General features: G+C 71.3%; 11 protein-coding genes. 5 read left to right on the top strand and 6 right to left on the bottom strand.

What is annotated here, in order from left to right; translation table 11 throughout:
• Nucleotides 1–383: 383 nt before the first annotated feature.
• The 4 genes from ACWD4P_RS02005 to ACWD4P_RS01990 all read right to left on the bottom strand — a co-directional run bounded on the left by ACWD4P_RS02005 (nt 384) and on the right by ACWD4P_RS01990 (nt 5,176).
• Nucleotides 384–1,937 carry a glycoside hydrolase family 3 protein gene (locus tag ACWD4P_RS02005; RefSeq protein ID WP_359818599.1) on the bottom strand — a complete coding sequence of 518 codons (1,554 nt, stop codon included), beginning with the start codon at nt 1,935–1,937 and terminating at the stop codon, nt 384–386.
• A 6-nt stretch (nt 1,938–1,943) separates the two neighbouring features.
• A complete protein-coding gene (locus ACWD4P_RS02000) occupies nt 1,944–2,771 on the bottom strand; it encodes a carbohydrate ABC transporter permease (RefSeq protein ID WP_359818596.1) in 828 nt (275 codons plus the stop codon).
• Nucleotides 2,768–3,796 carry a carbohydrate ABC transporter permease gene (locus ACWD4P_RS01995; RefSeq protein WP_449778238.1) on the bottom strand — a complete coding sequence of 343 codons (1,029 nt, stop codon included), beginning with the start codon at nt 3,794–3,796 and terminating at the stop codon, nt 2,768–2,770. The genes ACWD4P_RS02000 and ACWD4P_RS01995 overlap by 4 nt, the downstream gene beginning before the upstream one ends.
• 90 nt (nt 3,797–3,886) lie before the next feature.
• The gene (locus ACWD4P_RS01990; protein ID WP_359818592.1) at nt 3,887–5,176 is read right to left on the bottom strand and encodes an extracellular solute-binding protein; all 1,290 of its coding nucleotides are present in this window, start codon (nt 5,174–5,176) and stop codon (nt 3,887–3,889) included.
• Nucleotides 5,177–5,512: 336 nt separating this feature from the next.
• Here ACWD4P_RS01990 and ACWD4P_RS01985 point away from each other — a divergent pair, with 336 nt between their 5' ends.
• The 5 genes from ACWD4P_RS01985 to ACWD4P_RS01965 all read left to right on the top strand — a co-directional run bounded on the left by ACWD4P_RS01985 (nt 5,513) and on the right by ACWD4P_RS01965 (nt 10,264).
• Nucleotides 5,513–6,304, top strand: coding sequence for a GntR family transcriptional regulator (locus tag ACWD4P_RS01985; RefSeq protein WP_359818590.1), 792 nt, complete (start codon nt 5,513–5,515; stop codon nt 6,302–6,304).
• Nucleotides 6,305–6,763: 459 nt separating this feature from the next.
• Nucleotides 6,764–7,027 (top strand): DUF3311 domain-containing protein, encoded by a 264-nt coding sequence (locus ACWD4P_RS01980; protein WP_449778237.1) that lies wholly within the window; start codon nt 6,764–6,766, stop codon nt 7,025–7,027.
• The gene (gene mctP, locus ACWD4P_RS01975; protein ID WP_359818584.1) at nt 7,024–8,634 is read left to right on the top strand and encodes a monocarboxylate uptake permease MctP; all 1,611 of its coding nucleotides are present in this window, start codon (nt 7,024–7,026) and stop codon (nt 8,632–8,634) included. The genes ACWD4P_RS01980 and mctP overlap by 4 nt, the downstream gene beginning before the upstream one ends.
• A 154-nt stretch (nt 8,635–8,788) precedes the next feature.
• A complete protein-coding gene (locus ACWD4P_RS01970; RefSeq protein WP_449778236.1) occupies nt 8,789–9,691 on the top strand; it encodes a histidine phosphatase family protein in 903 nt (300 codons plus the stop codon).
• A 66-nt stretch (nt 9,692–9,757) separates the two neighbouring features.
• Nucleotides 9,758–10,264 carry a GNAT family N-acetyltransferase gene (locus ACWD4P_RS01965; RefSeq protein WP_449778235.1) on the top strand — a complete coding sequence of 169 codons (507 nt, stop codon included), beginning with the start codon at nt 9,758–9,760 and terminating at the stop codon, nt 10,262–10,264.
• Between the two features lie 7 nt (nt 10,265–10,271).
• On the opposite strand, the gene ACWD4P_RS01960 is transcribed toward ACWD4P_RS01965, so the two are convergent.
• Entirely contained in the window at nt 10,272–11,960 is a 1,689-nt protein-coding gene (locus tag ACWD4P_RS01960) for a hypothetical protein (RefSeq protein ID WP_449778234.1), read from the bottom strand.
• Between the two features lie 187 nt (nt 11,961–12,147).
• Nucleotides 12,148–13,323: a LamG domain-containing protein gene (locus ACWD4P_RS01955; protein WP_449778233.1), complete on the bottom strand. Its 1,176-nt coding sequence runs from the start codon at nt 13,321–13,323 to the stop codon at nt 12,148–12,150.
• Nucleotides 13,324–13,528: the final 205 nt, after the last annotated feature.

Here is a 13,528-nt window from a genome sequence, read left to right as displayed (position 1 = left end):
GGCAGCGTGATTGGCGCCCGCGGCGGAGAGTCCGGACTGGGGGCGGCGAAGAGCTTCGGGGTGGGCCGATACCACATCCGGCGAGGTTGAATCTCGAACCGGATGACTGGACTCTGGCCTAGACCATAGGTGGTGTCAACGGCCAAAAGCCTTCGTCGGGGCGGCCGTTGCAGAGCTGTTGTACCGCGTGGCCGGCAGTCGCCGTTCCGTCACCCTAAGTAGGTCTTAAGGTGGATTTAAGGCCCCCTTGAGGGAACACGGTCACCCGGCGGGTCCACGGGTCGACGTCCGGGGAAACGGAACGGGCCCGCCATGCGACATGCGCATGACGGGCCCGTCGGCCGACGTCACCGGACAGGGCCGGTGACGTCTCGTCGTTCGTCTCAGCCGACCGCTCCCGGCTGGCCGGTGAGGACCTCCACGGCCGCCAGCCCGCAGACCCGGGCGGCGCCGTGGGTGGCGATGTACAGGGCGCCGACCGGCTCGGACTGGGGCAGGCCCATCTCCACCACCGCGGCGTCCGGACGGGCCGCCACCAGGCGGCCCAGCGCGGCGGACATCCACGCGTGCCGGTGCGCGTCCCGGACCACCAGCACCAGGCGGCGGCCCTCGGCGCCGGCCACCACCTCGTCGACCAGGGCGTCCAGCAGCTCCGGCGCGGCGTCGCCCGCCGACACCTCGCGGGTGCGGGTGCCCGGGAAACGGTCGGCCAGCATGCCGGCCACGCCCCACGGGGTGACGTCGCCGACCGCGATGTTCGGCTCGTCCGAGAACGAGGCCACGTACGGGCGCTCGCTCACCGGCGACACCGCCCGGCCCGGCGCCCGGACCACCCGCAGCGCCCGGCGCGCGGCCCGCAGGCCGACCGCCAGGTCCGGCTCGATCCGCTCGCCCTGGGCCGCGATCCGGCCCCAGCTGCCCAGCGCCCGGACCCGCTCGGCGGCGTCCGCCAGCCGTTCCTCGGCGAGCGCGCCGGAGCGCACGCCCGCCACGATGGCGTCGCGCAGCATCAGCACGGTCTCCTCGTCGGCGAGCCCGCCGCCGACGCAGATCGCGTCCGCACCGGCCGCCAGGGCCAGCACGGTGCCCTCGCCCATCCCGAAGGTGTCGGCGATGGCGCCCATCTCGATCGCGTCGCTGACGATCAAGCCCTGGTAGCCGAGGCCGCCGTCGGCCGGGGCCGCGCGCAGCAGGTCGCGCAGCACGGCCGGGCTCAGGGTGGCCGGCAGCTTCGGGTCCAGCGCCGGGATCATGATGTGGGCGGTCATCACGGCCTTGGTGCCGGCCGCGATCGCCGCCTGGAAGGGGATCAGGTCGCGGGCCCGCAGCACGTCCAGGTCGACGTCGATGACCGGCAGGCCGTGGTGCGAGTCCACCGCGGTGTCGCCGTGGCCGGGGAAGTGCTTGGAGCAGGCGGCCACACCGGCCGACTGCAGGCCCTCCACCCAGGCGGCGGTGTGCCGGGCGCACAGCTCGGGGTCGGCACCGAAGGAGCGGACCCCGATCACCGGGTTGCGCGGGTTGGAGTTGACGTCCGCGGTGGGCGCCCAGTTGTAGTTGACGCCGGCCGCGGCCAGCGCCCGGCCCAGCTCGCGGGCGACGTCCCGGGTCAGCGCCGGGTCGTCGATCGCGCCGAGCGCGAGGTTGCCGGGCCAGGACGAGCCGGAGCCCGCCTCCAGCCGGGTGACGTCGCCGCTCTCCTCGTCGATGGCGATCAGCAGGTCGGGGTTCTCGGCGCGCAGCGCCCGGGTGAGCGCGGACAGCTGGTCGAGGTCGGCCACGTTGCGGTCGAACAGCGCGACCGAGCCGAGGCCCGCGGCGAGGTGGCGGCGCAGCCACTCCGGCGGCTCGGTGCCGACGAAGCCGGGCTGCAGGACGGTCAGGGCGTCACGGTGCAGCTGGTCGCTGTCCGGAACGGTGGGAACGAGGATGCTCACGTGGACTCAGCCCTTCACGGCGCCGTCGGTCAGACCGCCGACCGCCTTGCGCTGGAGGAAGACGAACAGGATCAGCACGGGGATGGCGAACATCGTGGACGCGGCCATGGTGGCGCCCCAGTCGTTGCCGAAGGCGGTCTTGAACGACGACAGCCACAGCGGCAGGGTCTTGCCCTCGTCCTTGTTGAGGATCAGGACGAGCGGGAACTCGTTCCACGCCGTGATGAAGCCGAACAGCGAGGTCGACATGAGGCCCGGGGCCAGCAGCGGGAAGATCACCTTCACGAAGGCCTGGGCACGGGTGCAGCCGTCCACCATGGCCGACTCCTCCAGCTCCTTCGGCACCGCGGCGATGAAGCTGCGCAGCGTCCAGATGGTGAAGGGCAGAACCATCATCATGTAGAAGAGGGTCAGCGGCACCAGGCTGTTCAGCATGTCGTTGTCGCGGGAGATGATGTAGACCGCGATGGTCATGACCTCCCAGGGCGCCATCTGGGCCATCATGATGACCAGCACGAAGGTCTTGCGGCCGCGGAACTTCATCCGGGCGATGGCGAAGGACGCCAGGGTCGCGATCACCAGCGAGCCGAGCACCGCACCGACGGTGACGGTGACGCTGTTGAGGACGTACGTCCAGAAGTTCGGCGCGTTGACCGCGGTGGTGAAGTGCTCGAAGGTCGCGTCGAGCGGGATGAACACCGGCGTCGGGCTGATGATGTCGCTGTTCTGCTTGAACGCGGTCGCGAACATCCAGTAGACGGGGAAGACGAAGAAGACGGCGAGGACGGCCGCGATCACGTTCAGCCAGGTACGTCCGAAGAGAGAGCGCCTCACAGCTCGTCCTCCTGCTTGATCATGATGCGGAAGTAGTACGCCATCAGCACGCCCAGCATCAGGATGGTGAGCACCGCGATCGCGGAGCCGATGCCGTAGTGCTGGCCGGCCGAGCCCTCCAGGAAGGCGTGCACCGGCAGCGTCCGGGTCAGCTTCTCGGGACCGCCGGCGTTGACGGCGTACACCTGGGTGAAGGCCTTGAACACCCAGATGACCTCCAGGAAGGTCGTGGCCAGGAAGAACGGCTTCAGGTTCGGGAAGATCACCGCGGTGAAGATCTTGACGGGGCCGGCGCCGTCCATGCGCGCGGCCTCGTAGAGCTCCTTGGGGATGGTGGTCAGGCCGGCGTACATGTTGAACGCCACGAACGGGATCGACATCCAGACGATCAGCAGGATGATGATGAAGAACGTCGAGTAGGGGTCGCTGAGCCAGTTGTAGCTGCGCATCGCGTGCCAGCCCAGCTGGTCCAGGATCCAGTTGACGACGCCCCACTGGGAGTCGAACAGCCAGGTGTAGACGGTGGTCGCGGCGACCACCGGCATGGCCCAGGCCAGCAGCAGCGCGATCTGGAGGACCAACCGCATCTTCTTGCCGAGCTGGTTGAGCAGCAGGCCGATCAGGGTGCCGCCGACCATGATCAGCACCACGTTGATCAGGGTGAAGGCGACCGTCCGGCCGGTGACCGACCAGAACTCCGGGTCGGTCAGCTGCTCCTTGTAGTTGTCGAAGCCGGTCCACTCGGTCAGGTGCAGGACGAGCTGGCGCCTGTTGAGGTTCTGGAACGACAGCAGGACCGTCTTGAGCAGCGGCCAGCCCAGCAGGGCCAGGGTCGCCACGGTGGCCGGCAGCAGCAGCAGGTACGGCGCGAGGCGTGAGCCCAGGCTGGGGCCGCCCGCGGATCTTGCGCCCTTCGGCGCGGAACCGTTCGAGCCGCCACCCGAGGCGCTCTTCCGAAGACTGGTCACGTCAGCCTTCCCTGGTTCCGGGGACTGTGTCTGCACCCGCTCCGAATGCACAGCCATCGTTCTCACTTCCTCACAACCTGGCCCACGACGGACAGGCGTCGCCCACCGACCCCCCGCCGGGGGCCGGTGAGCGACGCCGCTCGGTGCTTACTGCTTCTGGTTGAGCTTCTTGGCGATCTCGTCGTCGTACTTCTTGGCCGTGGAGGCGAAGTCGCCGCCCTGGAGGGCAGCGGTCAGGAACTCCTTGATCGGGTTCGGGTTGTCCTCGACGCTCGCCCAGTTCGGCGTGTTCGGGGTGATCGCACCGACCGCGGCGGCCAGCTGCGCGGCCTTGGCGAAGTCACCGGTGATCTGGCTGTTCAGCGAGGCCTTGTTCGGGATGTTGCCGGCCGCGGCGACGACGCCCTCGTTCTTGTCGTTGAGGGCGATCTTCAGGAAGTCCTTGGCCATGTCGGTGTTCTTGCTCTGCGCGGCGATCGCGAGGTTCGAGCCACCGAGGAACACGCCGGAGGGCTTGTCGGCGGTCTTGCCCGGGAGCGGGAAGAAGCCGATCTTGTCCTTCGGGATGGCCTTCTCGTCCGGGAGCTCCCAGCCGAGGCCGATCATGGTGCCGACGTTGCCCTGGCCGAAGACGTCCTTCTGCTGCGGGGTGGCCTCGTCCTTGTCCTTCGGACCGGTGGCCGAGTAACCCTGGAGCTTCTTGTAGGTCTCGAAGGCCTTCTGGCTCTCGGGGGAGGACAGGCCGCCGACCCACTTGTCGCCGTCCTTCTTGGCGATCTTGCCACCCTCGCTGGTGAGCAGACCGAAGTAGACGTACCACTCCTGGCCGGGCATGTAGATCGGGTCGACGACGCCCTCGGTGGTCTTCAGCTTCTCCAGGTCGCCGTAGAACTCCTCCAGGGTCTTCGGCGTGTCGGTCAGGCCGGCCTTGGCCCACAGGTCCTTGTTGTACGCGACCACGCGGTTGGTGACGTACCACGGGGCGGCGTACTGCTTGCCGTCCAGGATCGTGGACTCGTTCTGGTTGGCGGCCCAGGAGTCGCCGCCCAGGGCACCCTTGTCCTTGGTGATGTCGAGCAGACCACCCGAGGCGGCGTAGCCGGCGGTCTGGGTGTTGCCGACCTCCAGGACGTCGACCGAGCCCTCCGACAGCGCGGCGGTGACCTTGGCGCCGATGCCGCCCCACTCCTGGGTCGCGAACTCGACCTTCGAACCCGGGTAGGTGGTCTCGAACTCGGTCTTGACCCCGTCGGTCCAGCCCTTCGGGGCCGAGCCGCTCATGGTCCAGACCTTCAGCGTCTTGCCCTTGTACTTGTCGGCCGCGGAGGCGGAGGACGACTTCGAGTCACCCTCGTTCTTCTTGCCGTCCGAGCTGCAAGCCGCCAGGCCGACGACCATTGCTGCGACGCCGACCGCCGCGATGAGCTGACGCTTCACGCCATCCTCCTGAGGGATGCCTGGGTTGCCCCCGTCGGGCGGCAGCGGCAGACCCACACAAAGCGGGGGGAAAGGTGCCGCGGACCCCTTCGAACGGGTGGGGGGATTCATAGGTACCGGTCTAGTGGTGTAGACCAGCTGCCTGGAGCTTGGCCTAGACCAATGGGCCTGTCAACGGCTGTCCGACCGATCTCGACCACCCGTTATCAAGCCGACACCGCACATCGTTCATCGCGTGATGAGGTATTCGTTCCGTAGCCATACATGCAACGATGTGAGCCGTTAACGATGTGGCGGGGCCGCTGAAGCCTCGCGAGAAGCGGGAGAACAGGTCCGATGAGCAGCGACGGGGGATCCACCGCCCAGGTCAACGACCCCGAGGTGAACAGCCTCCCGGCGCAGGCCGGCACCGACCCGACCGCGCGCATCCCCAAGTACTACGGACTGAAGCGGCACCTCCTGCAGCTTACGGAAACCCAGCCCGCCGGCACCCCGGTACCGCCCGAGCGGGCACTGGCCGCCCAGTTCGACACCTCGCGCACCACCGTGCGCCAGGCCCTCCAGGAGCTGGTGGTCGAGGGCCGGCTGGAGCGCATCCAGGGCAAGGGCACCTTCGTCGCCAAGCCCAAGGTCGCCCAGGCCCTCCAGCTGACCTCCTACACCGAGGACATGCGGGCCCAGGGCCTGGAGCCCGCCTCCCGGCTGATCGAGATCGGCTACATCACCGCCGACGACCGGCTCGCCCCGCTGCTCGACATCAAGCCCGGCGGCCGGGTGCTGCGGATCGAGCGTCTGCGGCTGGCCAACGGCGACCCGATGGCCATCGAGGTCGCCCACCTGTCCGCCAAGCGCTTCCCGGCCCTGCGCCGCAACCTGGCCAAGCACAACTCGCTGTACGCGGCGCTGCGCGAGGTGTACGGGGTCACCGTGGCCGAGGCCGAGGAGACCATCGAGACCACCCTGGCCAACCCGCGCGAGGCCGGCCTGCTCGGCTCGGACCTCGGCCTGCCGATGCTCCAGCTCTCCCGGCACTCCTTCGACGCGGAGGGCGACCCGGTCGAGTGGGTCCGCTCGATCTACCGCGGCGACCGCTACAAGTTCATCACCCGACTGAAGCGTCCGGAGTAGCCGCACTCCCCCACCGCACCTCCGGGCACCGGCGCACGCGACCCGCGCGCCGGTGCCCTTCGCGTTCCGCGAGGCCGCGTTCACACCCGGGGACGCCGCGTGCGCGCCCGGGGAGGGAGGTGCCCACGCCCCGGGACGACGGCGTGCGCGCCCCGGGGAGAGGGGCGCTCGCGCCGGGAAGGGCGGTGCGCGCCGTTCGCCCGCGCCGTCGCTTTTCCGCCGCCCCGGTGGGGGACATCGGTCGGCTGCGTCCGACTGGCGGGAACTTCGGTCAATCCTGGTGACATGGATCACCCCATGCCCTAGATTGCGCAGCCGTACCGAACTGACTGCCGATCACCGATGGTGCTGCCGGCGGGCCCGTACGGCGCTCGGCGCCGGCCGGGCTGCGGCGCCGACGGGGAACCCTCCGGAGCGGAGCCGAAGATGCCGTCTGATCCCCCCGCCGTCGAACGTGTCATGCCCGAGCCAGCCAGGACACCCGTCCCGGCGGTGACGCCCGAGCGGGTGCTGGCCGGCCTCGCCCTGCTCGTGCCGATCGTCGCGATCCTCTGGGTGTCCTCGTACGACAAGAAGGACCCGGCGGTGGCCGGGATGCCGTTCTTCTACTGGTACCAGCTGCTCTGGGTGCCGGTGTCGGCCGTGTTCACCGTCGCCGCCTACCTGCTGATCAACCGCGACGAGAAGGCCCGCAAGGCGGCCCGGAAGGGCGGTGCGCGATGAAGGACGTCAACGTGCCGGCCCTCGCGGTCTTCGTGCTGTTCTTCGCGCTGGTCACCGTGATGGGCTTCCTCGCCTCGCGCTGGCGACGCGCGGACGACGCGGCGCACCTGGACGAGTGGGGGCTGGGCGGCCGCAGCTTCGGGACCTGGGTGACCTGGTTCCTGCTCGGCGGCGACCTCTACACCGCGTACACCTTCGTCGCCGTCCCGGCCGCGGTGTACGCGACCGGCGCGGTGGGCTTCTTCGCGGTGCCGTACACGATCATCGCCTACCCGCTGGTCTTCCTCTTCCTGCCCCGGCTCTGGTCGGTCTCCCGGGTGCACGGCTACGTAACCCCGGCCGACTTCGTGCGCGGCCGGTACGGCTCGCGGCCGCTGTCGCTGGTGGTCGCGCTCACCGGCATCCTGGCCACCATGCCGTACATCGCCCTGCAGCTCGTCGGCATCCAGGCCGTGCTGGACGTGCTGGGGGTCGGCGGCGGGCCGAACGCCAACTGGTTCGTCAAGGACCTGCCGCTGTTCATCGCCTTCGGCGTGCTGGCCGCCTACACCTACTCCTCCGGCCTGCGCGCCCCGGCACTGATCGCCTTCGTCAAGGACGCCCTCGTCTACATCGTGATCATCGTCGCGGTGATCTACATCCCGATCCGGCTGGGCGGCTACGGGCACATCTTCGACACGGTCGCGCAGCACTTCAAGGAGACCAAGGGCGGTTCGCTGACCGTCCCCGAGAACAAGCAGTGGACGTACGCGACGCTCGCCCTCGGCTCGGCGATGGCGCTGTTCATGTACCCCCACTCGGTGACCGGCGTGCTGGCCTCCAAGTCCCGCGCCACCGTGCGCCGCAACATGGCGATCATGCCCGCCTACTCGCTGATGCTGGGCCTGCTGGCGCTGCTCGGCTTCATGGCGGTCGCGGCCGGCGTCGGCAAGGGCGTCAAGGGCTACAACTCCCAGCTGTCCGTGCCGCAGCTGTTCGCCGACATGTTCCCGGACTGGTTCACCGGCGTGGCCTTCGCCGCGATCGGCATCGGCGCGCTGGTGCCGGCCGCCATCATGTCCATCGCGGCGGCCAACCTGTTCACCCGCAACGTCTACAAGGAGTGGCTCAAGCCCGCCGCCACCCCCGCGGACGAGACCAGGATCGCCAAGCTGGTCTCGCTGCTGGTCAAGGTCGGAGCGCTGGTCTTCGTCCTCGGCATGGACAAGCAGGCCGCGATCAACCTCCAGCTGCTGGGCGGCCTGTGGATCCTGCAGACCTTCGTGGCGATCGTCGGCGGCCTGTTCACCCGCTGGTTCCACCACTGGGCGCTGTTCGCCGGCTGGGCGGCCGGCATGGTCTACGGCACCTGGAAGGCCTACGGCATCGCCAGCCCGGCCACCAAGCACTTCGGCGGCAACGCGGCCGCGATCCCCGGCATCGGCGAGATCGGCTACATCGGCCTGACCGCCTTCGCGCTCAACCTGATCGTCGCGGTGGCCCTCACCCTGGTGCTGAGGGCGGTCAACGCGCCGGACGGCCCGGACGAGACCAAGCCGTCCGACTACAGCGCCGAAGCCGGCGACGAAGAGCTGAAGAACGCGCCGGAGCCTGTAGCGGCGCACTGATTCGCGCGGTACGCGCCCTGTGATCGCGCCGCCTTCTCCGTGAACACTGGAGAAGGCGGCGCGATCATATGTATGAACAGGCGTGCACGCCGGGCACCACCAGACCGGACCGGCATCCGGCCGGAACCTGATCGACCACGGGGAGCTCGCGGCCATGGCAGAACTCGGCACCACCCTCAACGGCCAGCACCAGTCCGCCCAGAACCAGCACCACCACGTCGGCACGCAGGGCCCGCACGGCACCGGCCAGGGCCAGCACACCGGCGCCCAGGGGCAGCACGGCGCCGGCCACGGACAGCAGCACGGCACGGGCACCGGGCAGCACGCCCCCGGCCACCGGCCCGCGGCGGCCGGCCGGCTGCCGTCCGTGCTGATCGCCACCCGGCACGGCGAGTCCACCGCCAACGTCGAGTTCCAACTGGCCGAGGCCGCCGGAGCGCTCAGCGTGCCGATCAGCTGCCGCGACGCCGACATCCCGCTGTCGCTGCACGGCCGGCAGCAGGCCCAGGCGCTCGGCCACTGGTGGGCCGCCCTGCCCAGCGCCGACCGCCCCCGCAGCGTCTGGTGCTCGCCGTACGTGCGCACCGCCGAAACCGCCCGGATCGCGCTCGCCCAGGCCGCCGGGCTCGGCGCCGTCCCCGTCACCCTGGCCGTCCGGTACGACGAGCGGCTGCGCGACCGCGAACTCGGCGTCCTGGAGATGCTGCCGAAGGCCGCGATCGAGGCCAAGCACCCGGAGGAGGCGGCCCGGCGGCGCAAGATGGGCGAGCTGTACTACCGCCCGCCCGGCGGCGAGTCCTGGGCCGACGTCGCCCTGCGGGTGCGCAGCCTGCTGCGGGACCTCTGCGAGGAGGAAGCCGGACGGCCCGTCCTGCTGGTCGCGCACGACTGCACGGTGCTGATGCTCCGCTACGCCCTCGACCGGCTCACCGAGGAGCAGCTCACCGCGCTCGGGCCGGTGCACAACTGCTCCACCAGCCTCTGGCGGGCCCAGGACGGGCGGCTGCGGCCGGACGGCTGGAACGGGGTCGGGCACCTGGCGTTCGGGGAGGACTGACGGACGGCCGCGCGCTCGTTCGACCCCGGAGGAGCACCCCCCACCGGGCTCCGGCACACTGGCCCGATGGACTTCCTCATCCGCCAGGCCCTCCCCGAGGACCTCACCGACGCCGGCCGGATCACCGTCGAGGCCTTCGTCGGCGACGGCTTCACCAACCCCGCGAGCGGCTACGTCGACCTGCTGCGCGACGCCGAACGACGGGCCCGGGAGGCCGAGCTGCTGGTCGCCGTCGACGCGGCCGGAGCCGGCGTGCTCGGCTGCGTGACCTTCGCGGTCGGCGGCACCGAGTGGGCGGACATCGCCACCCCGCGCGAGGGAGAGATCCGGATGCTCGCCACCTCCCCCGCCGCCCGCGGCCGCGGCGTCGGTGAGGCCCTGGTCCGCGCCGCCGTCACCCGCAGCCGCGAACTCGACCTGGCCGGCATGGCCTTCTCCACCCGCCCGGAGATGACCACCGCCCACCGCATATACGAGCGGATCGGCTTCCGCCGCACCCCCGAGCGCGACTGGGCCCCGTACCCGGGCATGGACCTGATGGTCTACACCATGGCCTTCCAGGAGGGCTTCTGAGCGCCCGTCACGGCCTCTTGTCGTACCCGGGCGCCACGTAGACGGTGTACCGGCCGTGCTTCCCGCTCGTCACCACGGTGACCACGCGGTACCCGGCGGCCTTCAGGGTGGGCTGGATCGCCTTGTCGATGGCCCCGGTCTGGGTGAAGTCCAGGACCACGACCTTCCACTCGTGGGCCTGGATGCCGGCCTGGATCGCGGGCACGCCGTTCTGCATCTCGCCGGTGTCCGGGTTCCGGCGGAAGACGGCCACCAGGTCGTGCCACTGCTGCCAGTTGCTCTGCTTGCGCAGGTAGTACGCGGGGACGTTGTAGTTCTCGACCAGGTACCGGTCGTCGCCCTTGACGATGTACGGCTCCAGGGCGGCGACGAACTCCTTCGAGTTCGACCACTCGCCGTTCATCTCCCGGCCCTGGGCCGCGCCCACCCAGGCGAGCGGTCCGACCACCAGGGCCGCGGCCGCCACCCCGGCCACCAGGTGCAGCCGGCCCTTCAGCCACAGCACCGTCCGGGCCAGGACCAGGCCCACCACGACGCAGGAGAACCAGGCGCCGAAGTCGACGTGCTTCTGCAGCGACAGCCAGGTGTGGATGCGGATCTGGTTCACCGGCGCCATCAGTCCCGCCAGCAGCAGGAGCAGCGCCAGCCAGAACTCGGGCCAGGCCGCACCACCGCGCCGCCGCGCCCGCACCAGCTGCACCAGCACCCCGGCCAGGGCGACCACCAGCAGCGGGCCCACCCAGCGGGCGGCCTCCGAGGCCACGTAGGAGTACGCGTCGTGGCCCGGGGCGCGCTTGAGCGTGGTGTGGTTGAAGCCGTTGACGTACTTCTCGCCGGCCGCCAGCGCTGCCGCTCCGACCGCCACCACGAAGGTCAGCAGGAGCAGCAGCCCGCGCCGCCAGGCGTGCCAGCGGCGCAGCGACCCGTGCGGCCCGGCCAGCACCGCGATGCCCGCCACCACCGGCACCCACAGCAGCGCGGCGTACTTGGTGGCGCCGGCCAGGGCCAGCAGCAGCCCGGAGGCGACCAGGCTCGGGTAGCCGCCGCCCGTGGTCAGCCGCACCGCGAAGTACCCGGCCCAGGCGAGGACCGCCAGCGCCATCGCGTCGTAGGTGGCCAGGCCGCCGAGGAACTGGGTGGGGCCGAGCGCGACGAAGGCGGCCGCCGCGCAGAACGCCGCGAGCGAGCCGTGCAGCCGCCGGGTGGCCAGGTGGACGGCCGCGGTGGCGGAGAGCATGAACGCCAGGCTCAGCAGCCGGGCGCCGTTGAGCCCGCCGAGGTGGTCCGCGACGGCCACCACCACCGGATAGATCAGCGGCGAACCGGAGAAGAAGGTCTCGTACGTCGCCACGGGGGCGCCGTGCCGCAGGTGCGCGATCTCCTGGTAGCCCGCGTAGATGTAGGTGCCCTCGTCGATGAAGGCGGTGTTGCTGAGGATCAGGTGGTACGAGAGCGCTGCCTGGACCAGCAGCACGGCCGCCAGCGGCAGCCAGTCCGCCCGCAGGACGGGCCGGGCCGGGTGCGGCACCCGGGGCAGCCCCGGCTTGCGACGGCGCCGGTCGGCCGCCGGGTAGGCCTGCCCCGGCCCGGTGGCCGCCCGGTCGCGCTCACCGAGGGCCGCCCCGGCCGGCCTGGCCACGCCGAGGACGGGCTTCCGGGTGGACTCGGGCCGGATCCAGCGGCCGTCCGCGCTCATCAGTACTGCTCCTCATCTGGGACTTCGCATCCGGCCGCCGGGGCCGCGCGCCCCTGGGCGTGCTTCGGCCGCCGCCCCGCACTGCCGGGGGCGGCGGCCGGACGTTCACCAGGGCCGGTCGGCCCTGCGGCGGGTCCTGCTGGTCGTCCTCACCGGAACCGGACCGCTGGACCCGCGCCGGACGGGCTCAGCCGCCGAGCCAGGCGCCGGTCGGCGCGATGGACGGCGGCGAGCTCGGCCCCGCCACGATCTTGACGATGTCGGCCTCGGGCAGCATCTGGTCCCACACCTGGACGTCGGCGACCGCGCCGTGCCAGGGGTCGGCCCACTGCGAGTTGGAGCTCAGCCGGCCGACCTGGAGGGTGTTGGTGCCGCTCGGCTGAACCCCCGCCGACTTCGCCGAGGACTGCGCGGCGCCGTTGACGAACAGGGTGATCTGACCGGACGGATCGTCGTAGACGCCGGTCAGCATCACCCACTGGTTGACCGTCGCATCGCCCTTGGACCACGCGATCGCCGAACCACCGCCCGGCATCTGAACCTTGAAGTACCACTGGTCGTGACCGTTGTTGCCGGCCCGGCCGATCGACCACGCGTAGTACTGGCCGTCGCCCTGGCTGACCGCGCTGCGGTTGCCGTTGGGCACGTCCACCAGCACCCGCGCGGAGACGGTGAAGCTCTTGCTCACGTCGACGACCGGCGTGGACGTCGAGGCGAACGAGTCCTGGCCGCTGGGCAGTTTGAGGACCTGGCCGGAGAAGCCGGCCATCGTCCCCTGCTTGGCGTCGGCCCCCAGGTTGAGCGCGGCCGGTCCCTTCTTGGCGGGCAGCGAGCCGACGGTCGGCGGGCTGTCGATGCCCTTGACCGGCGGCGCGCCCGTCTGACCCGACGGCCCGGAGGCCGTCGGGCTCGGCGTGCCGGTGCTGTGGGCCACCGGCTTCTCGTCCTTGCCGCGCTGGTAGTACCAGTACCCGCCGCCACCGGCGGCGGCGACCACCACCACGGCGGTCACCGCGCCGATCAGCTTGAGCCTGCGGCCGCGCTTGGCGGACTGCTCGTTGCGGTCGGCCAGCGCCTCCCAGTCCGGTGTGGCGGACGAGGGAGCCGGTACGCCCGCCGGGGGCGCCGGCGGCTGGAATCCGCCCTGCTGCTGCCAGTGCGCCACCGGCTGGGCCGGCTGCGGGCCGGGCGGGAAGGGCTGCCGGCCGGGCGGCGGGGCCGGCGCCGGCGGCTGCGGCTGGACGGGCTGCGCCTGCTGTGGCGCCACCGGACCGGGCCGCACCGGCCCCGGCGTCACCGGGGCGGGCCCGCCGCCCGGATGCGGCACCGGCGGCACCGGCTGCGGGACCGGATGCGGCGTCATCTGCTGGGGCTGCGCTGGCGCAGCGGGCGGCGGCCCGTAGCCGGACGCGGGGCCGAATGCTCCGCTCGGGGGCCGCGGTGGCACACCGGTGGCCGGAGCGGCCCCCCCGGCCGGTGCCTGCTGCGGTGGCGTGGGGGGCTGCCCCGGCTCGCCACTCGGTACCGGTCGATCGCTCATGGCCCGAATGCTAGGGCATCCGCCCCGA

The organism is Kitasatospora sp. NPDC002543, assembly GCF_053594915.1.
The sequence above is the reverse complement of the archived record's forward strand: the minus strand, read 5'-3'. Positions and strand labels throughout refer to the sequence as shown.

Bases quoted from the DNA above. Each gene is read 5' to 3' on its own strand.
- ACWD4P_RS01995 (WP_449778238.1), bottom strand. From the start codon at position 3,796: ATGGCTGTGCATTCGGAGCGGGTGCAGACACAGTCCCCGGAACCAGGG.
- ACWD4P_RS01985 (WP_359818590.1), top strand. From the start codon at position 5,513: ATGAGCAGCGACGGGGGATCCACCGCCCAGGTCAACGACCCCGAGGTG.
- ACWD4P_RS01980 (WP_449778237.1), top strand. From the start codon at position 6,764: ATGCCCGAGCCAGCCAGGACACCCGTCCCGGCGGTGACGCCCGAGCGG.
- mctP (WP_359818584.1), top strand. From the start codon at position 7,024: ATGAAGGACGTCAACGTGCCGGCCCTCGCGGTCTTCGTGCTGTTCTTC.
- ACWD4P_RS01970 (WP_449778236.1), top strand. From the start codon at position 8,789: ATGGCAGAACTCGGCACCACCCTCAACGGCCAGCACCAGTCCGCCCAG.
- ACWD4P_RS01965 (WP_449778235.1), top strand. From the start codon at position 9,758: ATGGACTTCCTCATCCGCCAGGCCCTCCCCGAGGACCTCACCGACGCC.
- ACWD4P_RS01960 (WP_449778234.1), bottom strand. From the start codon at position 11,960: ATGAGCGCGGACGGCCGCTGGATCCGGCCCGAGTCCACCCGGAAGCCC.
- ACWD4P_RS01955 (WP_449778233.1), bottom strand. From the start codon at position 13,323: ATGACGCCGCATCCGGTCCCGCAGCCGGTGCCGCCGGTGCCGCATCCG.